This is a genomic window from Actinomyces acetigenes, assembly GCF_031296635.1.
In the GTDB taxonomy this organism is placed as follows: Bacteria; Actinomycetota; Actinomycetes; order Actinomycetales; family Actinomycetaceae; genus Actinomyces; species Actinomyces acetigenes.
Map to the genome: position 1 here is coordinate 132,823 of NZ_JASPFC010000003.1, position 22,007 is coordinate 154,829.

General features: G+C 61.6%; 19 protein-coding genes, 1 tRNA gene and 1 pseudogene. 15 read left to right on the top strand and 6 right to left on the bottom strand.

Annotated features, from left to right (window positions below; genetic code table 11):
• Positions 1-10 precede the first annotated feature (10 nt).
• On the bottom strand, positions 11-2,875 hold the full coding sequence (locus tag RIV14_RS02185; RefSeq protein WP_075373327.1) for an RNA degradosome polyphosphate kinase: 2,865 nt from the start codon (positions 2,873-2,875) through the stop codon (positions 11-13).
• Between the two features lie 426 nt (positions 2,876-3,301).
• Positions 3,302-3,964, bottom strand: a complete 663-nt coding sequence (locus RIV14_RS02190) for a hypothetical protein (RefSeq protein WP_075373328.1) — start codon at positions 3,962-3,964, stop codon at positions 3,302-3,304.
• Between the two features lie 285 nt (positions 3,965-4,249).
• Here RIV14_RS02190 and RIV14_RS02195 point away from each other — a divergent pair.
• The 3 genes from RIV14_RS02195 (at position 4,250) to RIV14_RS02205 (ending at position 5,626) form a co-directional block, all read left to right on the top strand.
• Positions 4,250-4,326 (top strand) — tRNA-Lys (locus RIV14_RS02195).
• A 142-nt stretch (positions 4,327-4,468) separates the two neighbouring features.
• Positions 4,469-5,401, top strand: coding sequence for an ISAs1 family transposase (locus tag RIV14_RS02200; protein WP_218638276.1), 933 nt, complete (start codon positions 4,469-4,471; stop codon positions 5,399-5,401).
• A gap of 33 nt (positions 5,402-5,434) precedes the next feature.
• A complete protein-coding gene (locus RIV14_RS02205; protein ID WP_218638402.1) occupies positions 5,435-5,626 on the top strand; it encodes a hypothetical protein in 192 nt (63 codons plus the stop codon).
• Here RIV14_RS02205 and RIV14_RS02210 read toward each other — a convergent pair.
• The gene (locus RIV14_RS02210) at positions 5,576-6,877 is read right to left on the bottom strand and encodes a recombinase zinc ribbon domain-containing protein (protein ID WP_075373535.1); all 1,302 of its coding nucleotides are present in this window, start codon (positions 6,875-6,877) and stop codon (positions 5,576-5,578) included. The genes RIV14_RS02205 and RIV14_RS02210 overlap by 51 nt on opposite strands.
• On the opposite strand from RIV14_RS02210, the gene RIV14_RS02215 reads away from it, so the two are divergent.
• From RIV14_RS02215 to RIV14_RS02255, 11 genes are all read left to right on the top strand, one after another.
• Positions 6,803-7,492 (top strand): hypothetical protein, encoded by a 690-nt coding sequence (locus RIV14_RS02215; RefSeq protein ID WP_081379514.1) that lies wholly within the window; start codon positions 6,803-6,805, stop codon positions 7,490-7,492. The two genes, RIV14_RS02210 and RIV14_RS02215, sit on opposite strands and share 75 nt — an antisense overlap.
• A gap of 441 nt (positions 7,493-7,933) precedes the next feature.
• Positions 7,934-8,065 carry a lasso RiPP family leader peptide-containing protein gene (locus tag RIV14_RS13695; protein ID WP_143223543.1) on the top strand — a complete coding sequence of 44 codons (132 nt, stop codon included), beginning with the start codon at positions 7,934-7,936 and terminating at the stop codon, positions 8,063-8,065.
• Positions 8,066-8,284: 219 nt separating this feature from the next.
• The gene (locus tag RIV14_RS02220; protein WP_178387924.1) at positions 8,285-9,970 is read left to right on the top strand and encodes an asparagine synthase-related protein; all 1,686 of its coding nucleotides are present in this window, start codon (positions 8,285-8,287) and stop codon (positions 9,968-9,970) included.
• 5 nt (positions 9,971-9,975) lie between these two features.
• Positions 9,976-10,242 carry a PqqD family peptide modification chaperone gene (locus RIV14_RS02225; protein WP_075373538.1) on the top strand — a complete coding sequence of 89 codons (267 nt, stop codon included), beginning with the start codon at positions 9,976-9,978 and terminating at the stop codon, positions 10,240-10,242.
• Between the two features lie 11 nt (positions 10,243-10,253).
• Entirely contained in the window at positions 10,254-10,670 is a 417-nt protein-coding gene (locus tag RIV14_RS13700; protein WP_081381899.1) for a lasso peptide biosynthesis B2 protein, read from the top strand.
• A gap of 74 nt (positions 10,671-10,744) precedes the next feature.
• Positions 10,745-12,487 carry an ABC transporter ATP-binding protein gene (locus RIV14_RS02230; RefSeq protein ID WP_075373540.1) on the top strand — a complete coding sequence of 581 codons (1,743 nt, stop codon included), beginning with the start codon at positions 10,745-10,747 and terminating at the stop codon, positions 12,485-12,487.
• 506 nt (positions 12,488-12,993) lie between these two features.
• A complete protein-coding gene (locus tag RIV14_RS02235) occupies positions 12,994-14,067 on the top strand; it encodes a sensor histidine kinase (protein WP_178387925.1) in 1,074 nt (357 codons plus the stop codon).
• Complete coding sequence (locus RIV14_RS02240) at positions 14,064-14,750, top strand: response regulator (protein ID WP_218638059.1); 687 nt, start codon at positions 14,064-14,066, stop codon at positions 14,748-14,750. Before RIV14_RS02235 ends, RIV14_RS02240 begins: the two co-directional genes overlap by 4 nt.
• A 114-nt stretch (positions 14,751-14,864) precedes the next feature.
• On the top strand, positions 14,865-15,578 hold the full coding sequence (locus RIV14_RS02245) for an ABC transporter ATP-binding protein (RefSeq protein ID WP_075373541.1): 714 nt from the start codon (positions 14,865-14,867) through the stop codon (positions 15,576-15,578).
• Between the two features lie 5 nt (positions 15,579-15,583).
• Positions 15,584-16,378, top strand: coding sequence for a hypothetical protein (locus RIV14_RS02250; protein WP_075373547.1), 795 nt, complete (start codon positions 15,584-15,586; stop codon positions 16,376-16,378).
• Entirely contained in the window at positions 16,375-17,127 is a 753-nt protein-coding gene (locus tag RIV14_RS02255) for an ABC transporter (protein WP_075373542.1), read from the top strand. The genes RIV14_RS02250 and RIV14_RS02255 overlap by 4 nt, the downstream gene beginning before the upstream one ends.
• Before the next feature lie 161 nt (positions 17,128-17,288).
• On the opposite strand, the gene RIV14_RS02260 is transcribed toward RIV14_RS02255, so the two are convergent.
• The 3 genes from RIV14_RS02260 to RIV14_RS02270 all read right to left on the bottom strand — a co-directional run bounded on the left by RIV14_RS02260 (position 17,289) and on the right by RIV14_RS02270 (position 20,241).
• A complete protein-coding gene (locus tag RIV14_RS02260) occupies positions 17,289-18,692 on the bottom strand; it encodes a sensor histidine kinase (RefSeq protein ID WP_178387926.1) in 1,404 nt (467 codons plus the stop codon).
• Between the two features lie 140 nt (positions 18,693-18,832).
• Entirely contained in the window at positions 18,833-19,594 is a 762-nt protein-coding gene (locus RIV14_RS02265) for a hypothetical protein (protein WP_075373544.1), read from the bottom strand.
• A 5-nt stretch (positions 19,595-19,599) separates the two neighbouring features.
• The gene (locus RIV14_RS02270; RefSeq protein ID WP_075373548.1) at positions 19,600-20,241 is read right to left on the bottom strand and encodes a response regulator transcription factor; all 642 of its coding nucleotides are present in this window, start codon (positions 20,239-20,241) and stop codon (positions 19,600-19,602) included.
• A 200-nt stretch (positions 20,242-20,441) separates the two neighbouring features.
• Between RIV14_RS02270 and RIV14_RS02275 the strand changes: the two are divergent.
• A pseudogene (locus RIV14_RS02275) lies at positions 20,442-21,833 on the top strand (IS1380 family transposase).
• Positions 21,834-22,007: the final 174 nt, after the last annotated feature.

The window sequence follows — 22,007 nt, forward strand, 5'->3', positions numbered from 1 at the left end:
CACGGCCGTCTCAGTGCCGGCCCTTGACGCGCGAGCGCGCCCGGGCCATGAGGCTGTCCTGGATGTCCTCGAGGCGGTTGCCCTCGGCGTCGAGGAGGCGACGCTCCCAGGATCCGTCGGGCTGGAGGTGCCAGGAGGCGACGTCGTCGGAGGCACAGTGGGTGACCAGCCACTCGAGGTCCTCGACCATGGCGGGGTCGGTGATGCGCACCAGGGCCTCGACGCGGCGGTCGAGGTTGCGGTGCATGAGGTCGGCCGAGCCGATGAACAGCTTGGTCTGGCCGCCGGCCGCGAAGGCGTAGATGCGCGAGTGCTCCAGGAAGCGCCCCAGGATGGAGCGCACGCGGATGTTCTCGCTGAGGCCTTCGACGCCGGCGCGCAGGCCGCAGATGCCGCGCACGACGATGTCGACCGGCACCCCGGCGCGCGAGGCGCGGTAGAGGGCGTCGATGACGGTCTCGTCGACGATGGAGTTGACCTTGATGCGGATCCAGGCAGGCAGGCCGGCCTTACGGTTGGCGATCTCCTGCTCAATGTGCTCGACGAGCCCGTTGCGCAGGCCGCGGGGGGCCACGAGCAGGCGGCGGAAGCGGGCGCGCGGGGCGTAGCCGGAGAGCTGGTTGAACAGGGTGGTCAGGTCCTGGGCGACGTCGCGGTCGCAGGTCAGCAGCCCCAGGTCCTCGTAGCCGCGGGCGGTCTTGGGGTGGTAGTTGCCGGTGCCGACGTGGCAGTAGCGGCGCAGGCCGTCGGACTCCTGGCGCACGACGAGCAGCAGCTTGCAGTGGGTCTTGAGGCCGACCATGCCGTAGACGACGTGGACACCGGCGCGCTCGAGCTTGCGGGCCCAGGAGATGTTGGCCTCCTCGTCGAAGCGGGCCTTGATCTCCACGATGGCGACGACCTGCTTGCCGGCCTCGGCGGCCTCAATGAGGGCGTCCACGATCGGGGAGTCGCCGGAGGTGCGGTAGAGGGTCTGCTTGATGGCCAGGACCTTGGGGTCGGCGGCGGCCTGGGCCACGAACTCCTGGACCGAGGTGGAGAAGGAGTCGTAGGGGTGGTGCAGCAGAACGTCGTGCTCGCGCATGGCGGCGAAGACGTCCGGCGCGGAGGAGGACTCGTAGGCGGCCAGGCCCGCGGCCGTCACCGGCACGAAGCGCGGGTACTTCAGGTCGGGGATGTCCAGGTCGTGGAGCTGGTTGAGGCAGGTCAGGTCCAGGGGGGCGGGGAGCTCGAAGACGTCGTCGCCCTTGAGGCCCAGGGCGCGCACCAGGTAGCGGCGGGTGAAGGAGGAGATGGTGTCCTCCACCTCCAGGCGCACGCAGTCGCCGAAGCGGCGCCGCTCGAGCTCCTTCTCCATGGCCTTGAGGAGGTTCTCGGCGTCGTCCTCCTCCACCTCGAGGTCCTCGTTGCGGGTGACCCGGAAGAGGTGGTGCTCCAGGATGTCCATGCCCGGGAAGAGGTGGTCGAGGTGCTGGCCGATGACGATCTCGATGGGGATGACGGCGCAGCCAGCGGCCTTGTCCGCGGCGTCAAGCTCGCGGCCGGGGACCTGGATGAGACGCGGCAGGGAGTCGGGCACCTTGATGCGGGCGAAGTGCTCCTTGCCGCTGCGCGGGTTGCGCAGGATGACGGCAAGGTTGAGGGACAGGCCCGAGATGTAGGGGAAGGGGTGGGAGGGGTCGACCGCCAGCGGCGTGAGGACCGGGTAGATCTGGTGGCGGAAGTAGCGGGTCAGGCGCTCCTGCTGGTCGGAGTTGAGCTCGTCCCAGCCCAGGATCTTCACGTTGCGCTCGGCCAGGGCCGGGCGGATGTCCTCCTGGAAGAGGGCGGCCTGGCGGGCGGTGAGCTCCTTGGTACGGCTGGTGACCTGGGCCAGGACCTGGTTGGCGTCCAGGCCGGAGGCGCGCACCGGGGTGATGCCGGCCTTGATGCGGCGCATGAGCCCGGCGACGCGCACCATGTAGAACTCGTCCAGGTTGGAGGAGAAGATCGCCAGGAACCAGGCGCGCTCCAGCAGGGGCAGGGTGTGGTCCTCGGCCTGCTCCAGGACGCGCTCGTTGAAGTCCAGCCAGGTCAGCTCCCGGTCGATGAAGCGGTTCTTGAAGGACTTCAGGGGCAGCAGGAGATCCTCGGGGTCCGCCTGGGCGGTGTCGGCGGAGGCGGCCGAGGCCGCGGCGTCGGCCGCGGTGCTGGCACCGGTCGCGCCGGCCGAGCTCTGTGAGGAGGCCGCGGAGGGGGCGCTGTCGGAGCCGGCGGCGGGGCCCGAGCGGGGGTCGCTGGCGGGAGCGGGCAGGCCCCGGTCCCCCGGCGCCGTGGTCGACGGGGTCGCCTGGGCCTCGGCAGAGGACGGGGCCGATTGAGAGCTGGCGGAGGTGATGGAGGAGGGGGCGATGGCGGGGGTCGCGGTGCCGATGGGGCCGGGGGCGGGGGCCTCCTCGCCGTCGACGATGTCGTCGAAGTCCTCGTCCTCGTACTGGGGGCCGGAGTCGTCGGCGAAGTCGCGCGGGTCGGCGACCTCGATGACGTGCTCTTCCTCGGCGGACTCCTCGATATCCTCGGAGTCGGCTGAGTCGTCGGACTGCTCGAGGCGTCCGGCGGCATTGTGTCCCTCGGGGCTCCCGTCGTCGGTGGGCGACCCGTCGGGAGAGGCTGGGGCGTCGTCAGGCTCACCGTGGCCCTCGGGCTCGGCGACCTCAGCCGAGACCGCCGGCTCGCCGGGGCCCGCGGCTTCCGGGGACACCGCCGACTGGGCCGCCTCGGCCGCCTCGACGTCGTCGGACACCTGCTCAGGCTCCTGGGGGCTCGGGTGACGCATCCACCCGCCCAGGAAGCGGGAGAGCGGCGTAGGGGCGGAGTGAGGCGCGTCGTTGGTCATGACCACATGGTCCCACGTCCGGGCGACCTTGTGGGACGATGATCCGCTCCGGTTGGGCGAATGCGCAGGGCGCCGCTACTGCGCGAGCCCCGGGGTGCACCGGCTGAACCTCAACCCCGCTGCACACCCCCTACCTCGTGCGCAATGCACCTACCTGCTCCTCGCGCAGCAGCCATTCGGAGGCCCGTACGACTCCCCTACGTACAGAGGCTGCGATTCACGCCGGTACTGCACCGACGCAGCGTTCATGATCTCGCCGATGGTGCCGTTGGTGTCCTAATCGGTGACAAAGGAGCCTGCACACTCTTCATACCTTCAACAAAACCGCGGAATCATGCGGTTTTAATCTACCTACGCGCGCTTGCTTCAGGCCTTTGTCACCGATTTGGACATCCCGCGCTCGGATAGCCCCTGCGCAAGGTCCTCTCAGTCGAGGAGTCCGGCGGCCGCGCGGCGGGCGGAGTCGGTGAGCTCGTCGGCGGTGGCCAGGAGGGCGGAGTCACGGCGGGTGACGCGGTCGGCGAGCTCGTCGGTGTCGTCCTCGATCCACACGGGGTTGGAGCCGGCCGCCAGAGCGCGCAGGAAACCTGCGGTGGCGGTCAGCAGCGGGGCAAGCCCGGTGACGGAGCCCGTGACGTCTCCGGCCAGGACGGCATCGAGGCGCTCGCGCAGCTCGTCGGGGGCGGGCACGGCGCGCGCCTGGCCGAGTGCCGCTTCGAGGCGGGTGGTCGCGGCATCGTCGGCGCCAGTGAGGTCGACGACGGTGGCGTAGCGACGGGCGACGAGCTCGGGATCTCGGCGGATCCACTCGTGCACGAGGAATAGGCGCCACAGGGTGCCGGGCAGGGTGGTGGCCGGGGACTCGGCCCACAACTCGGCGATGTCGTCGACGCCGTTGGTGGCGACCGCGGTGACGATGCCGGAGCGGGTAATGGGGTCGTCGCCGTCCTCGGTACCGGGGAAGCCGCCGATGAGGGCCTGAGCGGCCCGGTGGGCGAGCTCGGAGGCAACGGCGGTGTCGGTGCTGCCCTCGATCTGCTCGGTGGCCTCGGGGTCGAGCCGGGCGGGACGGTGGAACTGGCGGACCATGGGGACTCCTCACGCGGTGCGGGCGCGCCGGCTAACGACGCGCAGGCTTATTGTCTCGCGAGTGGGCAGGCCCTCCCCCACCGGTTCACTTCCGGCCGACGGCGGAGACTATCGGCGGCAACGGGTTCGACGGGGCGGGACGAGCACGGCCGATAGGAGGGCTCGCGACGACTGCCGATGGCCCGGGCGGGCCGGCGGCGCGGCGAGTTCGACACGACGATTGGTTGTTCGGTTATGCTGGCCCCTGCCGACGGCGCCTGTGACTCTGCTTCCGGTCGTCGGTGCGCCCCCTTAGCTCAGTTGGTCAGAGCTGCGGACTTTTAATCCGAAGGTCGTGGGTTCGAGCCCCACAGGGGGTACCACGACTCCCCAGGGGGTCGGCAAAGTCGGTGGGTGGTTGTCTGATCTCTAGAGGGTCTGGTGTGTTGGTGCGGGTGCGGCGTGACCCGCATGGTGACGATGAAGGCGTCTACTCAATCCCGTCACCAGCGAGGTCACGCCGCCATGTCATCTTCCACCACGACCGCTCTGTCGCGCCAGCCCCTGGCCCAGGTTCTTAAGAATGTGGAAGACCCGCGTGATCGGCGGGGTGTGCGCCACAGCCTGTTCGCGGTCCTGTCCCTGGCCGTGACCGGAGTGCTCGCCGGCTGCCGGAGCCTGACGGCCATCTGGGAGCACACCACCGACCTGACCGCCGCCGACCTGGAGGCCCTGGGTTTGGAGGCGGGGCAGGCACTGCCGTCGGAGTCGACCATTCGCAGGGTCCTGCAGGACCTGGACCCCACCGACCTCAACGCCCATTTAAGGTCCTGGTACTGCACTCGCACCGGCACCATCGAGGGAAGAACAGTCATCGCGGTGGATGGCAAGACCGTGCGCGGGGCCCGCCTGGGGCAGACCTCGGCGCCGCACCTCCTGGCGGCCCTGGACCAAGCCACCGGTGTCGTGCTGACCCAGATGCGGGTAGCCGACAAGTCCAACGAGATCCCGGCACTCAGGGAGCTTCTCGAGCCCCTCGACCTGGGCGGGGCGGTGGTGAGCGCCGATGCGATGCACACCCAGACAGGCACCGCCCAGTGGATCGTCGGCCGAGGTGGTCACTACGTGTTCACTGTTAAGAACAACCAGCCCGGTGTGCGCAGGACGCTCAAGAGGCTTCCCTGGAAGGACGTCCCGTCCGTCTCGAGCGTTGACTCCTCTCGCGGGCGGCGGGTGCGACGTACCGTCAAGGCGGTCGAGGCTCCCGCCTGGGTCGACTTCCCTGAGGCGGCTCAGGTGCTTCAGGTCCGGCGCACGAGAACCACCAGGAACCGTAAGAGTCCGGGCAAGAACGGTAAGGCCAAGAGGACAACCGTTGAGGTGGTCTACCTGGTCTGCTCGCTGCCTATGGAGCAGGCTCAGCCCGAGCAGGTTGCGGCCTGGGTCCAAGGGCACTAGGGAATCGAGAACCGGCTCCACTGGGTCAGGGACGTGGTCTTCGATGAGGACCGCCACCAGCTGCGCACCGCTCACGGCCCCGAGATCATGGCCGCCCTGCGCAACCTGGCCATCGGCCTCATCCGCCTGGTCCACGGCCCCGGCGCCGGTATCGCCTCGACCACCAGATCCCTGTCACGACGCCCAAAACAAGCCATCAAGCTCATCACCCAGCCAAGCACCTGACCCGACTTTGCCGACCCCCTGCACGACTCCCCTACTCAAACCTCCGTCATGCAGCGCATGCTTGGGGTCTGAGTCGGGGAGCTCCAGGCACCTGCCCTTTGAGGCGGGTGTTTTGCGTTGTGAGGACTGGCCGCTGCTGCTCGGTCCGCTGGGCCTGCGTTCCGGATCAGGTTCCTGGTCGGCGAGACACGTCTCTCGGTCCGTGCCTGCCTCCCACATGTCGCTGTCCGTGCCCGGCGTCTCTCGGTCGCGTATGGATGCGGCGTGGTCTGCATGTAGTGCGTGGTGGGTGGCGGCATGGGCCTGCCGGGCGGCGGTTCGCAGGGCAGGGCTGGCCAACTGGTCGAACAGTGGGGTGAGGAGTCCGAAGGCGCTGGTGGTCTCGGCTGCATCTTTGGCCAGGGGCAGCTTCGTCATGATGGCCGCGGGTGCAGCGTCGTGGGCCGAGTTTGGGTCGTCTGCTGCTGCGTCTGGTGCCGTCGGTGGTGGCATGGCTGTGGGGTTGAGTCTGTCTGGTGGGAAGATGACGGCGTCATACTCGTCCCGCTCCGGGTTGACCAGTACCCGGCTGAAAAACACTTGGTTGAGTAGCTTTTTGAGGTGGTCGGGGGCGGCGGTGTAGAGGCGGTGGCAGTCCTCCATCAGGTTGAGGGCTTGGTCGAGGTGGGCCCTCACGAGAGCGGCATCGACGTGGTAGCCCTTGAGGGTGCACTCGATGTCGTTCAACTGGCGGCTGATTCGACCTTGTTCCTCCTTGAGCAGCTCGAGTGGCACGGCTCCGGCGTAGTGGGCGTGGAGGAGGCTGCGGCGCTCGGTCTCCAGTTGGCTGCGTCGTATGCGCAGGGCGCGGGTGTCTTTCTGGGAGTTGGCTTGGATACGGTCCAGTTCGGCGCGGAGGTAGTGGGCGATCTGCTGGCAGTCCTGGGGGCTGAGGGCGAGGGAGCGGTAGAGGTCGGCGACGCGCTGTTCAACTTGGTCGATCAGGACGGCGCTAAAGCCACAGGTGTGCAGGCGGTGGCGGCGGGCGCAGACGAAGTAGCGGTAGACGTCGCCGCCCCGGGCGGTGGTGTTCTGGACCAGCAGACGGGCGCCGCAGTGGCCGCAGACGGCGGTGGTCTTGAGGTGGTGGTTGTGCAGGCGTTGGCGTTCGCCGTTGCGCCGTGAGGTCAGGATGGTTTGGACTTTCTGCCAGGTTTCGGCGTCGATGAGGGGCTGGTGGCTTCCGGGGTACTCGACGCCTTGGAAGACCACGGCGCCGCGGTAGTATGGACTGCTGTGGAGCGGCCGGAGGCGTCGTTGGAGCAGCGGCTGGAGGCCTATGCCGGGGTGTTTCATTGCAATGCGCGTACGGCCTTGCAGCGCAGTGATCGGGGTATCGAGGTGCTGGCGGCGGCTGTGCGGGATGGGGCTGAGCAGCAGCGGCCGGTGGGCATGGTCTGGTTGTTCCAGTCCGGTGCGGTGGCCACGGTGGTGCTGGACTTCCTGGTGGACCGGCAGAGTGTGCGCCCGCCGGTGGTGGCGGTCGATGGCCAGGTGGTGTCTACTCCGGCCTTCGTGGGGCATCGTGAGCGGGATGGGGCTGGGCGGGAGCGGTTTCGGGCTCGGATCGTGCTGGATGGGCTGGCGGTGGCGGTGGATGCGGGTGCGTACCAGCCGTGTTTGAGTGTGCGGGTGGTCTGGGACATGCCGGTCTGGCCCTTGTGGCAGCTGACTGGCTGGGTGGTCGATCCGCACTACCTGGTGCGCCTGGAGACCTTCCGCCAGCGGGCGGTGGAGGTATGCCTGCTCTGGCGCCAGGACACTGCCACCGTGGGACCGGTGGTGGGGCTGCACGAGGGGCTGGAGGGCTCACCGGCCCTCTCCTGACCGTGTCTATCTCCGGGTGGGACGCGCCGAAGCGCAGCGTCTTCTTTGTGAGAATCACAGCCGTTTGGGAGCTGGTTTGGTCTTGTTAACAACAGCCTGGTAACGATCCAGTATCGGTGTTTCCGCCCCATGCTGTTCTCGAGTCAGCGCTAGCTTTGCGAACCTAAATTTGCAGAAACCAACATATTTTTTGTCATATTCTTGAGTTTTTTACGGTCAAGGTCCAAATGTGTTTGATTGTCCGAACATTTAGGTGAAACTAGCTTGATCAGCGGAAATGCAAGGAGTTGAAACTCTTCTGAACAATCCTCTTGACAAGATAGTTCTGGAGCGCCTAATCTCCTCAATCGAGGCCGCCATAGGGTCCTGTCGCGAAACCGACCTGGGCGCTTGCAGTCTCTTCCCTGTCTGTCCTCTATTTCTCGAAGGAGGTGAATTATTGTGAAGGTTTACACTCCTCCGACTCTTACCCATGTCGGATCCTTCAAGTCTCTGACCAAGTCGCTTGGGCGTCTGCGCTGCCGTGACATCTTCAATGCGCGAGCACTTTGGACGGTTACCCCAGGTTGCTGAGGAATCCGGGTGGCCGCGGCGCAGTGTATTTCTGCGCCGCGGCCACCAGCATAGTATTCTAATTTTGCCAATGGGAGTATCATGTCGGCAGTAATTCTACCTGACCACCCTATGCATGATGATGTCTGCTTATCGCTTTGTGAAGCCGCCAGAGGCAAGGTGCTCGTGCGATACCCGTCAGGACGCCCTTGGATAGTCGGGACGCAAAAAACACAGGGTATGATAATTGCCTCAACCCCTACGTTGACGGGAGTTGCGATATCTGGAGCCAATATCAATAAGCAAAAACTAAGTGAGCAGATTGGAAGCTGCAGTAGTATCGGCTCTGCTGAGCGTATTGCAGTCGATGTGACACTGTCTGGTGGAATACTGGTCATTCGCAACGAGAATGAAATGCGCATATATGGGCCTCCGCATCTAACGCGCACAGTATTCTGGACTCGTTATAAAGAGGTCGATGTTATAAGCGATGATCAGTATGTTCTTGCTCAACTTGTTGAATTTGAATACGATCGCCAGGTTCTCGCTGCCCGTTTGACAAATCTTGAGGTATCGCATCCATTCACGAATCTACCGATATGGCAAGGTGTTCACGGGGTAGGACCAGGGCAATGCCTAGTAATAAAACGTGATACAGCTCCACGGCCCGTGAAATGGTGGCAGTACCCAGATGCCAAAGAAAGCATAGACCACGTAGCGGAAGAGTTGCGCGGCACGATCCGCACCGTAGTGAAAAGCAAGGTCGCCGGTCATAGAATTATTAGTACTGATCTTTCTGGCGGACTAGACTCAACAACCTTAAGCTTTTATGCCTCTGAGTTAGGCGTACCACACTATACGTTATTCTTGCAAGCCGCAGAAAGCTCCAACAATGATTATAAATGGGCATCCCGCGCGGCACATAAAATTAGTTCACGACATTTAGAAGTACCATACAGTGATGTTGTAGATCCTGTATCTGTTGAGACCGATATATCGGTAAACAACTACCCCGAAGGGCCGACTCCAATGTCGGTATCAATCGCAACGGTTCCGGTTTTAGAACAGATATTGGCACCTACTGGTTCAACAATTCATCTAAACGGTCATGGCGGGGATGCTCTGTTCGGTGAAGTATCATCATTGATGTGGTCTTTACTCCGTACATCGGATCCTCGTCGGTTCAGCTGGCTATGGAAGTATCGGATTATGAACCGAATGCCACTCACGGCCATGCTCCGTCTTTTATTCCCACGAAGAACATTCGATCAAGAAATTGCTGATCTTGCGGAAGGAAAATTCCGAAGTCCTAACAGTGACTTTGTGGGCTACTCTGACTGGATTGAGTCGCCACATTTTCATCCAGCATTAACGTCACTCGTGAAAAGTGAAGTTTCAGCAATAGCTCGCAGGGCCGCAGATTCGAATGTTTGTGCGATACATCAAAATCGAACCACAAATCAGGTTCTGTCTTATCTAGCGGTGCATGGAACAACGCTACGACGAATGAATAATATTGCATGCGGTATCCAGTTTGAGAGTCCTTATCTTGACCCGCGTATAACAGATGTAGCATTATCCTTGAATATTGCTGACCGCGTTATGAAACGTCCTATTAAACCTCTTTTAGCGCGAGCTAGGCCTCCTGCTATGAGTATCGACTATTTTGAACGTCTCGACAAGGGTGACTATACCGCAGAGATGTTCACACAGTATCATCAAGGACATGATCGGATGAGAACACTATTTGCCGATGAATGCATTTTGGAAGAGATTGGTTTCATCGACCGACAGAAGCTGCTCAAGTCTTTGAACAACTATTCGCTCGATGGTGCAGATTACGGCGAATTGATTGAGCTCGAGTTTGCTGAGCGTTGGCTTCGTTCTGTTAAAGCAGCGCGCACTGCTCAGCTCTCAGGAAGATGATTTGAATGAAGATTAAATTGCGCAACGGTGTAGTTCTTACGCACAGCGAATCTGGTGCTTTCTTACTGGACGCTAGACGCGGCGTGTACTGGCATTTGAATCAGTCGGCCCTTAATCTTATCGAGTTTATCGATCAAGAAAATCCAGTTGAATTAGCTACAGCGCAGATGTGTAAAACCACAGAGGTTGAACCAGATGTTGTCCGGTCGGACTACTTAGCCTTAGTAGACGAGTTGAAGCGCGCCAAATTGATAGAGTGGAGCTCCAAATGAGTAGCCCCGTAATGCCCGAAATAGGATCGGCTAGTATTCGTTGGAGTACTGCATTAGTAACGAGAGCTGTAGTTGCAGCTGCAATCGTTCTTTCGAGAGTTCGACCGGCGATAATTCGGTGGGTACTACTTCGGGTAGTTAAGCGGGGACAACGACCGTCGATCGACCGAGTTTTAGACATACGGCGTAACGTTGTTACGGTATCTTCACTATGCGCCGGTGAAGGTTGCCTTCCTCGTTCTATCGCGGTTGCCATACTAGCTCGTTGTTACGGATTTGGCGTTACTTGGCGTACAGGAGTAAGGGAGTATCCTTTCACCGCACATGCCTGGATTGAAGTCGCAGGCACTCCTGTTGGTGAAAATGCAGATCTTTCTATGTTCTTTACAACGCTCTATGCCGCGCCACTTTATCTTGGAGAGAAATAATGAGTTCTATTACGCCGTCCCAGTCGTCAGATAATCTGCCTACAGAGGGAAAGCGGTTTTCAAGCGTCAATCGTATGGCTCGAATCAGCGATGCACTTCCTCTTCTGCGACCCTATAGAAAGCAATTAGCGCTTGCATTGATTATCGGCTTGATTGGCGCCTTGGTTGCAGCTGTACAACCGCAAGTTATCTCGAACATTGTGGATAGTTTTGCTGGCTCAGTACCGGCTCGGCAGATTGTTAGTGTCGTGTTGTTGTTGCTATGCTCGGCCCTATTGACTAGTTTCCGTGAGCTTCTCGTTGAACGCGCTGGTGAGCGGTTCGCTTTCGATACAAGGCGACGGTTAGTTCAGCATATCTATCGCCTTCCTATAGGTAGATTCGACAATCAGGATAGGGCCGATCTTGTGTCTCGCGTGACCAATGACGTTTCCGAGATCCGCTCAATTCTATCAGGAGGATTGATAGATCTTGGAGTTGGCCTAGTCACCGTTGCGATCTCAATTACAATGATGGTTATCATCGACCCTGTGCTTGTTGTTATTGCAGTAGGTGCTGTGGTATGTGTCGTTATTTTTGTGTTTGCGTTCGGTATACGAATGAAGCCCGTGGGGCTACGAGTACAGTATGAGCTTGGTAGGTTAGCGGGAACGGTGTCTCGATCCATTGGCAGTATTAGAACAATTAAAGCTGCTTTGGCTGTTGATCGCGAATCAAGGACGGCTGTAGAACATGCAAAAAGTGTGCTTGAGGCAGGACTGAAAGCTGCAGGTCTTCGCGCTTGCATTCAGACTATCACAGGTCTATCTGTTCAGATCCTTTTAATTGCGGTTGTCGGTTTAGGGGCTTTAAGAGTTTCGGCAGGCGAAATCACTACCGGACAACTCAGTGCATTTATAATGTACTTAATGCTTTTAATTACTCCCGTGGCGCTCGTGGGAAGTGTCACGTCGCAACTTAGTGAGGCGTTGGGAGCATTATCTAGAATAGTTGAGGTTGAGTCGTGGCCCCAAGAAAGCGATTGTTCAGTTCCTAACATAGATCTTGCGAAACCTGCTAACGCCAATGCCGTCATTGAATTCGAGGGAGTCAGTTTTTCATATCAGCATTCCGCTGATGAGAATGGATTGACTAACGTGCTTCGTCACCTTTCGTTTAGGGTTGAATACGGGTCTACAACTGCGTTAGTCGGCCCCTCTGGCGCAGGTAAGTCAACCGTGTTGGCGTTGATTGAACGGTTCTATGACCCCCAGGAAGGTACCATTCGATTTGAGGGAACTGACGTACAGAAATTGTCTCGGGATGCTATTCGCTCTTCCATAGCGTACGTTGACCAAGATGCCGCAGTTATATCAGGGACAGTTCGAGAGAATTTGCAACTCAATAGTGATGCAATCTCCGATGATGAATGCGCTAATGCATTACTTAGCGTTCGCTTGATTGAAGACGTTTCAGATTCGGCAAGCTATTTGGATAAGGATGTGGGGGAACTTGGACTAGGTCTGAGTGGAGGTGAGCGGCAAAGGCTTGCGATTGCGAGAGCAATTCTTGCTGATGCGCGTATCTTGCTTTTGGATGAAATCACTTCTAACCTCGATAGTAAAAATGAGAATACTGTTGTGCAGGCCTTAAGGGGAACGTCTGCGGATCGAACTCTTCTTGTTGTTGCACACCGATTATCAACTGTGGTTGATGCCGATTGTATTCTGCTTTTTGATGACGGTCGCATTGTCGATTCTGGGAGTCATGAAGAATTGTTGCGAAGTTCGGCACTTTATCGTGACTTGGTTAAACGTCAGATGATAGCTTCAAATTAGGTATTGTGGCATATCATTCTTGGGTGATGTGCTACTATTGGACGTGCTGGAAAAATGGCTGACACTTGGAGGAGTCTGGTGAACTACCTACTGTATGACGCAAGTTGTGCTGACTGTGCAGACATTGCGAAGCTCACTGAGAATGTGTGTGCCGGTTGGTTGGAGATACGAAGCTTAACTGATCTGCCGACCCGTGAGATGCTCGACCGTCATGCGCCTGGTTGGAAGTGGCGTCCGATGTTAGTGACATGTCGAAAACAACGCATTCACGTTTGGTGGGGGGTTGGGATGGCGATCCGAATATTCTTAGGGATCGGCCCTGTTCGAGCCTTTAGGCTATTGACTGCTGCAGTATGAATATTGGCTCAGGGGTTTCAGGAGGCTTGGTTAATCGGTGTAGGCCAGTTATTGCAGCCTTTCGTCGCGCTGTAAGAAAAGATTCTGCGTCGACCTGTCTGCCTGATTCGTTATCCCGATTCCGGGGGCCTTCATCGCTGGCGTCTCTTGTGGTTGATTTAGGCGTCGCTGCGGCTGTCATTAATATTTTCTGGTTTCGAGGGTCGATCGCCTTTGATGGTCGTCTTCGTGCGGTTTTTGTTGCTGTGCTTATCTCGGCTGTATTGGTGCGTTGGCGACTGCCTCGTATTGCATTTGCGGTTTCGCTGATTGTGACCGTAATCGGCTGGGGGCTCGGATTTAGTGCTGATCCGCTTCTTGCGGCGGCCTGGTGCCTGTACCCGCAAGCGGTTCGGCGCGGCACCTGGTCGCAGTCACTCGGTGCATGGCTTGTTGTCCCGTTGATTCTTCTGCCTGCAACATTCGGTGGCCCCGTTTCCGAGGGGATAGGGCGACGAATTGTCGGTGGATGTCTCGCGATAGGCGCCTCCTGGATGCTAGGATGCGCCGAGGCCCACAGGCTCGCCTCTGCGCAAGAGGCCGCTCATCAACGAGGCCTAGTTCGTCGTGCCCAGCAACAAGTCTCTATCTCCCGGGAAGTGCATGATGTGGTCGGGCATGCGCTCAGCGTCATCCGCGCGGAGGCTGACGTCGCGCGCAGCACGGCCAGTGACAAGGACGAGCTGCTTCGGAGCCTTGCGGATATCGAGGAGCGCGCAGGTGGAGCCTTGGAAGAGGTTCAGCAATTGGTGCGAACCCTGCGCGCGGACGAGGTCGGGTATAGTGGTGCTCCGTCGTTGCCGGAGCTGCTTACGGCTGCGAGGGTTAGTGGTCTCGAGGTAGAGGCTGACGTGGAGATTCCGGCATTGTCAGCTGCGACTCAGGCGGTGGTTTCTAGAGTGGTGCAGGAGGCTCTGAGCAACGTGGTGCGCCATTCCGATGCCTCATCGTGCAGTGTGACTGCTGAGGTGGATGCCGGAGCGACCGCCGGATCCGATCGCGGCATCCTCACCGTCCGCGTCGATGACAACGGCACTGGTCTGCCCGCTCATCAAGCTCCGGGAGCCGGCTTGACGGGCATGAGGGAACGCGTGGAGGCGATCGGCGGCACCTTGAGCGTGTCCGGGCTCCCGCAGGGTGGTACGCGGGTGCTGGCACGCCTGCCGTTGCAGGTGGAGTCGTGACCGTGCCGATCACTCACGCTGCTGACGCGTCCATCGCTCCCATCACCGTGCTCCTCGCTGATGACGATGCCGACTTCCGTCGTGTCTACCGACGTCTGTTCGACGCTAGTGACGGGTTCCGTGTACTGGATGAGGCTGGGACTGTTGGGGAAGCAATTCGGAAGATCACCGCGTTGCACCCCGACGTGTCCCTGGTCGACGTGCAGATGCCCGGTGGCAGTGGCCTGGACGTCCTACGGGGCATCACCGATTCCGGAACACGAACGATCATGCTCACCGCCTTCGATCTGGACGAGTATGTGGCTGGAGCACTTGAATGGGGTGCTTCGGGCTTCCTGCTTAAGAACGCCTCCTCATCCGACGTCCTGAGCGCGGTGCGGGCTGTGCATGCTGGGCACGCATCGCTAGCACCAGAGATCACTGCACGATTGATGAGCCAGTTCGCTCAGCCTTCGCAGCCGCGGCACCCATTCGCTGATGTGCGACTGAGCGCGCGCGAACTTCAAATAACCCGGTTAGTGGCCCAGGGGCGGTCCAACCAGCAGATCGCCGACGAGCTCTTCCTCTCGTTGCCCACTGTGCGTACCTATCTGCGCCGGTTGTTCATGAAGCTGGACGTGAGCGATCGTACGCAGCTGGCTGTGCTCGCGTATCAGGCTGGGCTGCTGCACGAGCCCCACTGAACCCGTCCTCGTTCTCTGCCTCGAGTGTCTACTTTCGGACGACACGGCGCACAGTACGTCGGTGGGACGGTTGCACCAATGACCGTACCAACGCCTGGAAGGAAGTAACAGCGCATGATCGAGATCGTCGACGTGACCAAGAAGTACAGGGGCAAGACCGCTGTCGATCGGGTCAGCTTCACCGCGAGGCCGGGCAGGGTGACCGGGTTCCTGGGACCGAACGGGGCGGGAAAGTCAACAACACTGCGCGTCCTGCTGGGCCTAGACCGGCCGACGTCCGGTACGGCGCTGATCGACGGCAAGCCGTACACCAGATTGACGCGGCCACTGCGTGCTGTCGGAGCAATGCTCGACGGCGCGTCTGCGGTTCCGGAGCGTCGTGGCATCGATCATCTGCGCTGGATAGCGCAGTCCAACCGCATCCCGACGAAGCGCATCGCTGAGGCTCTTGAACAAGTCGGCTTGTCCGAGGCTGCCACCAGGCGGGTTCGCAAGTACTCGCTCGGTATGAGACAGCGCCTGGGACTGGCGGCTGCTCTGTTAGGCGAGCCCCGTTTCCTCGTGCTCGATGAGCCGGTCAATGGTCTCGATCCCGAGGGGATCCGCACGATCCGGGCTTTCCTTCGTCGCTACGCCGACGCTGGAAACACCGTGTTGCTGTCCAGCCACCTCATGGGAGAGACAGCGCAAACAGTCGACGACATCGTCATCATCAACAAGGGTCGGATCATTGCCAACGGCACCTTGGATCAGATAACGGCGGGACATGCCTCGCTCGAGGATGCCTTCTTCGCGCTCACTGGCAGCCACCCCGGACAGAGTTGGTGAACAGCATGATCAATATCGTCCGCTCAGAGCTCACGAAGGCCTTCACACTGCCCAGTGTTTGGATCATCATGGTCCTCCTGACTGCCGTCCATTTCCTGTTCCAATTCCAGTCCTTCTCCATTAACCAAGAATTGGTCGCGAATCTTCACGATGACGGAACAAGTTATGTTGACGGTGTTCAGGTTATTGCGGATGCGTCTGTTTTTACAGACTACGTCGCCTACATCTTCAACCCGGCAATCTTTCTGCCGCTGCTCGGCGCGGTGATCGCTGGCGCTGAGTTCCGCTCCGGCCAATTCGGTATGAGCGTGCTCGCCGTGCCCCACCGCATGCGATTGTTCATGGGAAAGATGGCTGCGGTTGCGGTCCACGTCATCGTCCTTGGCATGCTATGGATCGGCATAGCCAAAGTGCTGCTCTACCTGGAGTTCCGCACTTGGGAAACGGGCCGAGTGTGGTCACCGCGCTTCCTCCTCGCTGACATCCGCATCCTGCTGTTCATGGTCACTGCTGCCCTCTTTGCCTACGCCATCACCCTGATCGCGAGGAAGACACTTGTCGGTGTCATCGTCTCGGTAGTGCTGATCATGGCAACGATGACGCAACTGTTCTCCCTCATCTCACCGACCATCGATGCGCTGACCCCGTTCAGCGCGGCACGGAACCTGGTGCTAGCAGGAAGCGACGTCGCCGTCCCCCTAACCGGCAGCTACATCCAGGGGGCAACTGTGTTGATCGGCTGGGCAGTGCTCACCTGCGCCATCGCTGCTGCGGTCATGATTAGGAGAGACGCCAAATGACCCTGGCTACATCACGCCCCATCCGCCTGCGCGATACCATCACCGCCGAAATCATCAAGGTAGCGACTGTCCCATCCACGCCTATTATGCTGGCAGTCGTCCTCATCACAAACCTCGCGCTGGCTGTGATCGATGCCTCAAAGATCGGATTCTACATTCAGTCTGATCAAACCGAACCGGCATCGATTTCTTCTTTCGGCATGGCCATGCTCGCTCCCGTATATGCCTTCCTCGTGGTAGCTGCCTATGCCGCTGCGAGCGAATATCGCGACGGACAAATCCGCATCACGCTCACAGCTATGCCGAACCGATACCAGCTTTTTGCAGGCAAGACAATCGCAATGCTGGTCGTTGCTTTCGTTGGAGCCGCGCTTATGTTAGTCCCCGCCAGGATCATAATCGGGGTCTCCAATCACCTTGACATCGGAGCCATTTTTCTGGATATCGCGCATTGGATTGCGGCCTATCTACTCATGTCGGCTATCACCTTCGGTCTTGCCGGTCTCTTGCGCAGCTCGGCCGCCACATTGGGAATCCTGATTACCGCGCCCATCGTCGTTGGCACCGGCATTCTACAATGGCCCCGAGTTCTGCGGTTCCTCCCGGACCAAGCTGCCCTCAGCCTGATAGGAACTCCCGGCTACAATGTCACCGCACTGCCTGCCCCTGCCGCCGCAATCACTCTAACTATATGGGCAAGCCTGTGCCTGGCGGCATACGCTGCCGCCCTTATCTGCCGAGACGCCTAGCTATAGCGGATATGGTTTGGAAAAGGTCAGCAGTATGACCGTCATGAAACAATATTCAGAATATGGTTTTGTTTTATGTCGGCCCACATCGACATTTCAGAGTGTGCGGCAAAATGACGATTTGAACACATTGGGTAGGACTATTTTTACTATCACCATGTTCACTCGACTGCCCTTCCGTCCGTCCCCAGTGCTGTGTGGCCGCTATCGGTGAGGATGGAGGCCAGGTGGTGGCGTCCGGCGGGCAGGATGCGGGCGACGACGCGTTGTTGGGGGCGGGTCAGGATTTCCGATACCTGGGTGATCATCTGCTGGCGCACGTCCTGCGGGAGTGCCTGGTCGCCGCGGTCGTCGAGCAGGATGACCTCGGTGCCGCGGGTGCGAGCTTGGCGGGCGGCTTGGACCACGGGTGTGCCGGTGAAGAAGGGGGCGCGGATCTCGTCGCGCAGTTCGGCTTCCAGCAGGCGGGCCTGGGTGCGCAGCTCCATGGTCAGGGGCTGGCCGGTGGCGATGTGGATGAGCAGTGGGCTGGCGCGGTGTCGTACGGAGGCCATGGCTTGGGCCATAACCTGGTCGGTGGTCCGGGTGGCCTGGCGGGCGGCCAGGATGTCGGCGGTGTGGGCCTGGGTCAGGGTCAGGGCCACGTTCGCTGCGCTGAAACGGCGGACGATGATGGTCCACAGGAGGATGGTGATGACGTGTGAAAGCATGTAGGTGATGACCATGATCGGTGGTCGTTGGGTCGTCCCGACCCAGATCGCGGCGGTGGTGACGAGGAGAAGTTCTCCTGTCCAGGCGGCTTTGGGGCGCTGTCGCATCAATAGGCCGCAGCACAGCATGTTGCCGGTGCCGGTGGCCCATGAGGCGAAACCGGGCCAGTCGTGGGTGCGGATCGGCAGGAAGACGGCCAGGTGGGTTGTTGTGATGACGAGCAGGATGATCGTGATCGCCCATCGCGGTATGGACACCTCTGGCCAGCTGCGTAGCAGGAGGAAGGCGGCCAGCGCCTGGGCGCCCAGGCTGAAGGCAGCGGGAAGGGCGTTGGTGTAAGCCCCTGATCTGCTCTCCAGGATGACGACCAGTGTGTCAACGGCGATGGTGTAGGTGCCGACGGACCGTGCCCATGGACTCTCGATGGATGAGGCCAGTGGTTGGGGCCATGCGGCGATACCGGATGGTGGGGAGGACTGTTGATCGTCGGCTGATGGCTCCCATGTCATGGCGACGGTGGTGCCCCGGCCCGGTGCCGAATCGATGCTGGCTCGGGCGCCGACGTCGGTCAGGCGCCGTTGGATGGAGCCGGTCAGTCCGTGCCTGCCGGGGGTGGGGGTGGCTGGGTCGAAGCCACGTCCGTTGTCGGTCACAGTGATGGCCAGGCCGCTGGAGTCGCTGCGCATTGTGATGTGGCGGGAGACGTGGGGATGGTTCTTGTCCCCTGCGTGCTTGAGGGAGTTACGCAGGGCTTCCGTGACGGCGTCGGTCAGGGCCTGGGCCACGGATCCCGGCACGGTACGGCTGACGGGGGTACTGACGGAGACCTCGACCTCATGGGTTTCGTGGCTCATCGCCTGGATTCGCTGGGTCAGGCCATCGAACAAGACCGGACTGCTGAGCTCGGCCTGTTGGTCCAGGGCATGGGAGTCCAGTGACTGGAGGGCGTGGCGGGCGGCCCGGCGCAGTTGGGCCGAGCCGCCCAGTCCGGCGGTCAGGGAGACGAAGACGGACAGGATGTGGTCGTGGATGAAGCTGTTGCTGCGCCGCTGGGCCAGGGTGCGGGCGCGGGCCTGGGCCAGGGAGACGGTTTGCCGGCGGCGCTCGGCTGAGGCCCGGTCCAGTTTTCCGGCTTGTTGCAGCGCACAGCGCCGATCTGCGCCAGGGTGAAGGTCAGGAACAGTGGCGGCTGCTCTATGGACACCACTCCCAGGCTGCCGCGCGAGGCTGCCAGCATCATGATCTGCGGCGGTAGGAGGGCAATGACGTAGAGGACGCTCATCCGTGGGGACATGACTGCTGGTGCGGTGATCCCCAGGATGAGGAAGTAGCCGATGATCGGCGTATCCCGGGCGACGGTGACTCCATCGGGAAGCGACGGGATGAGGGGCACTGCCGCAGTCAGGAGTACCTCGACGGCGTAGCCGATCAGCACTGCCAGCAGCAACGACTGCCATATCGCGTCCAACCAGGAGCTATGGGATTCCACGCCTCGGGTCGAGCCTGATTCTCGACGATCCCGTTGGCGTTCCTTCAGCAGTGCCAGGGCTGCTACCAAGCTGGCCGCCAGCGGGAGTATGAGCAGTGGGATCATCAGCATCCAGAACGTCGCGGGAGGCACCTGGGCGGCGGCGGTCACGACAGCTGGAGCAGTACCGATACTGAGGCCGATGGCGGTGCCGCCGACGAAGACGGCGATCCAGCGGCGCAGCCGCAGTGTGTAGGGCCCGTCGATGGGCGTCAGGATGCGCGGCACGGTTTTCAGGGGCGGCCGTAGCTGACCAGGCCGTCCTCGGCGGCCCGCTGGAACAGGGCCACCCGGTTATCGACTGGGCGCCCGGCAGCCCGGTACTTGTCACGGATCCTGGCCACGTAGGTGTTGACCGTGTTCTCGGTATGACCAAGAGCGCGGGCCACCGTGCCGGATTTCTCCCCCATGGCGTACAGGGCCAGTACCTCGGCCTCCACAGGGGTCAGGCACTCGGTGACGAAGTCGGTGTCGGTATCCAGGGCCGAGGCCCAGTCCAGCCCGGCGCTGGGCCACCCCTCGAAGGCTGCCTGGGCGGCCTCAATGAGGTCGTTGGATGGAGCCGACTTGCGGACGATGGCCAGCACCCCGGCGGCGATGGCCTCGCGGACCAAGATGGGCTCATCTGCCGAGGTATAGACGATCACCGGGATGCCCAGGGCCTGCAATTGCTGGATGTTGGCCGTCGGCGTGCTGCCGTCGGCCAGGCGCAGGTCCAGGATGGCCAGGTCGCTCTCCGGCAGGCCGCCCGTGGCGGGCAGGCCCGGCAGCCAGTGGACCGTCCAGGGCAGGCCGGCCTGCTCGAACCGGCTCTGACACCCCACGGCGATGATGTCGTGGTCGTCGATCACCAGAACGGATCGCTGCTGACCCATCTGCCCTCCCCAGATCATTCACCGTACCTCGCGCCGGGCATCGCCCTGACGACCCCGGCGGACCGTCAACGAGACCCAACCGTTACAACCTAGCCTCGGGTTTTCATTGTTGAGGTGTTGAAAGTGGGGTGAAGGTACTCCTTTTCCTGGGATAATGCGGATTGCTTAGGTCCGTGCATGACCAGGAGAGGAGCACCTTCGTGGTGAAGAATAGCGGGTTGTACCCGTCTGTGGTGGCGGAGTCGGGGGACGTGCCTGCGGGGGGGCTGGCCGGGGGCGAGGCTGCTGACCGAAACCATCCGGGTCACGAGCCTGGACGCCTCGCTGTCGAAGGCTCTGTCGTCGTGGCGGGGCCCCTGGGCGGTGCACGACCCGGGCAAGATCATGGCGGACCTGGCGGTGTGCGTGGCCCTGGGCGGCCGGTGCCTGTCGGATGTGGCCCTGCTGCGATGCCAGGGGGAGGTCTTCGGGCCGGTGGCCTCCGACCCCACAGTCTGTCGGCTGGTGGGGACCCTGGCCGACCACGTCGAGGCGGTCGAGGCCGCCGTGAACCGGGCCCGCACAGTGGTGCGGCAGCGGGCGTGGGCCCTGGCCGGAGCGGACGCCCCCACGGCTGGTGTCTCGGCGGCCCACCCGTTGGTGATCGACGTCGACGCCACCCTGATTAATGTCCACTTAAGACAAGGAGGGCGCGGCCCCGACCTTCAAGAAGGGGTTCGGCTACCACCCCCTGACCGCCTGGATCGACCACGGAACCGGCCAAGGTGGGGGTGAGTGCGCGGTGATCATGCTGCGGCCCGGTAACGCCGGGCCGCAGCACCGCCGCCGACCACGTCGAGATCATCCGCCGAGCCCTGGACCAGGCCGGGCTCGGCCCCAGGCCCGGTAGAAAGGTGCTGGTGCGCATTGACGGGGCCGGAGGAACGAAGGAGACCATCGAGCTCCTCACCCGCCGGCGGGTGTCCTACAGCGTGGGGTTCACCCTGCCGGACCACACGCCGCAGATCTACGACACCATCCCCGAGGCCGCCTGGACCCCCGCGTACAACACCGACAGTGAGCCCAGGGAGGGTGCGGACGTCGCTGAGATCACCGACCTGCTGGACCTGACCGCCTGGCCCAAGGGGATGCGGGTGATCATGCGCCGCGAGCTACCCCACCAGGGCGCCCAGCTGCGCTTCGAGGACGTGGGCGGCTACCGGCTCACCGCCTTCGCCACCAACACAAAAGTGGGCCAGCTCGCCGACCTCGAGGTCCGCCACCGGCTACGGGCCCGCTGCGAGGACCGCATCCGCTGCGCGAAAGACACCGGACTTGACCGCTTCCCCTTGCAGGGGTTCGCCCAGAACCGTATCTGGTGCCTGATCGTGGCCCTGGCCTGCGACCTGCTGGCCTTCTCCCAGCTGCTCGCCCTGGCCGACGCCCCCGCCCGCGCCTGGGAGCCCCGCACGATCCGGTTGCGGCTGATGGCCATCCCCGCTGTCATCGCCCACCACGCCCGCCGCACCGTCCTGCGCTACAAGGCCGACCACCCCTGGACCGACCTCCTGCTTGCCGGGCTCGGGCACCTCCAGGCACTCCCCGCCCCGTAGACACGCGGAACTCATCTCCTGCCCGCCACGATCCTGAAGGAACCCCCTGGCCCCTGGAAAGGCCCGACCACCGCGAGACGACACGCGGCAAGCCGTCACACCCAACCGGCATAATCCCAGCCACGACACCAGCAACGACGCCACCCACACCCCACTCAACCAGACCACGAAAGA

What these genes read in the sequence shown, in the direction of transcription:
- RIV14_RS02185 (WP_075373327.1), bottom strand. Translation starts at nt 2,875, where the DNA reads ATGACCAACGACGCGCCTCACTCCGCCCCTACGCCGCTCTCCCGCTTC.
- RIV14_RS02190 (WP_075373328.1), bottom strand. Translation starts at nt 3,964, where the DNA reads ATGGTCCGCCAGTTCCACCGTCCCGCCCGGCTCGACCCCGAGGCCACC.
- RIV14_RS02200 (WP_218638276.1), top strand. Translation starts at nt 4,469, where the DNA reads ATGTCATCTTCCACCACGACCGCTCTGTCGCGCCAGCCCCTGGCCCAG.
- RIV14_RS02220 (WP_178387924.1), top strand. Translation starts at nt 8,285, where the DNA reads ATGATAATTGCCTCAACCCCTACGTTGACGGGAGTTGCGATATCTGGA.
- RIV14_RS02225 (WP_075373538.1), top strand. Translation starts at nt 9,976, where the DNA reads ATGAAGATTAAATTGCGCAACGGTGTAGTTCTTACGCACAGCGAATCT.
- RIV14_RS13700 (WP_081381899.1), top strand. Translation starts at nt 10,254, where the DNA reads ATGCCCGAAATAGGATCGGCTAGTATTCGTTGGAGTACTGCATTAGTA.
- RIV14_RS02230 (WP_075373540.1), top strand. Translation starts at nt 10,745, where the DNA reads ATGGCTCGAATCAGCGATGCACTTCCTCTTCTGCGACCCTATAGAAAG.
- RIV14_RS02245 (WP_075373541.1), top strand. Translation starts at nt 14,865, where the DNA reads ATGATCGAGATCGTCGACGTGACCAAGAAGTACAGGGGCAAGACCGCT.
- RIV14_RS02250 (WP_075373547.1), top strand. Translation starts at nt 15,584, where the DNA reads ATGATCAATATCGTCCGCTCAGAGCTCACGAAGGCCTTCACACTGCCC.
- RIV14_RS02255 (WP_075373542.1), top strand. Translation starts at nt 16,375, where the DNA reads ATGACCCTGGCTACATCACGCCCCATCCGCCTGCGCGATACCATCACC.
- RIV14_RS02260 (WP_178387926.1), bottom strand. Translation starts at nt 18,692, where the DNA reads ATGAGCCACGAAACCCATGAGGTCGAGGTCTCCGTCAGTACCCCCGTC.
- RIV14_RS02270 (WP_075373548.1), bottom strand. Translation starts at nt 20,241, where the DNA reads ATGGGTCAGCAGCGATCCGTTCTGGTGATCGACGACCACGACATCATC.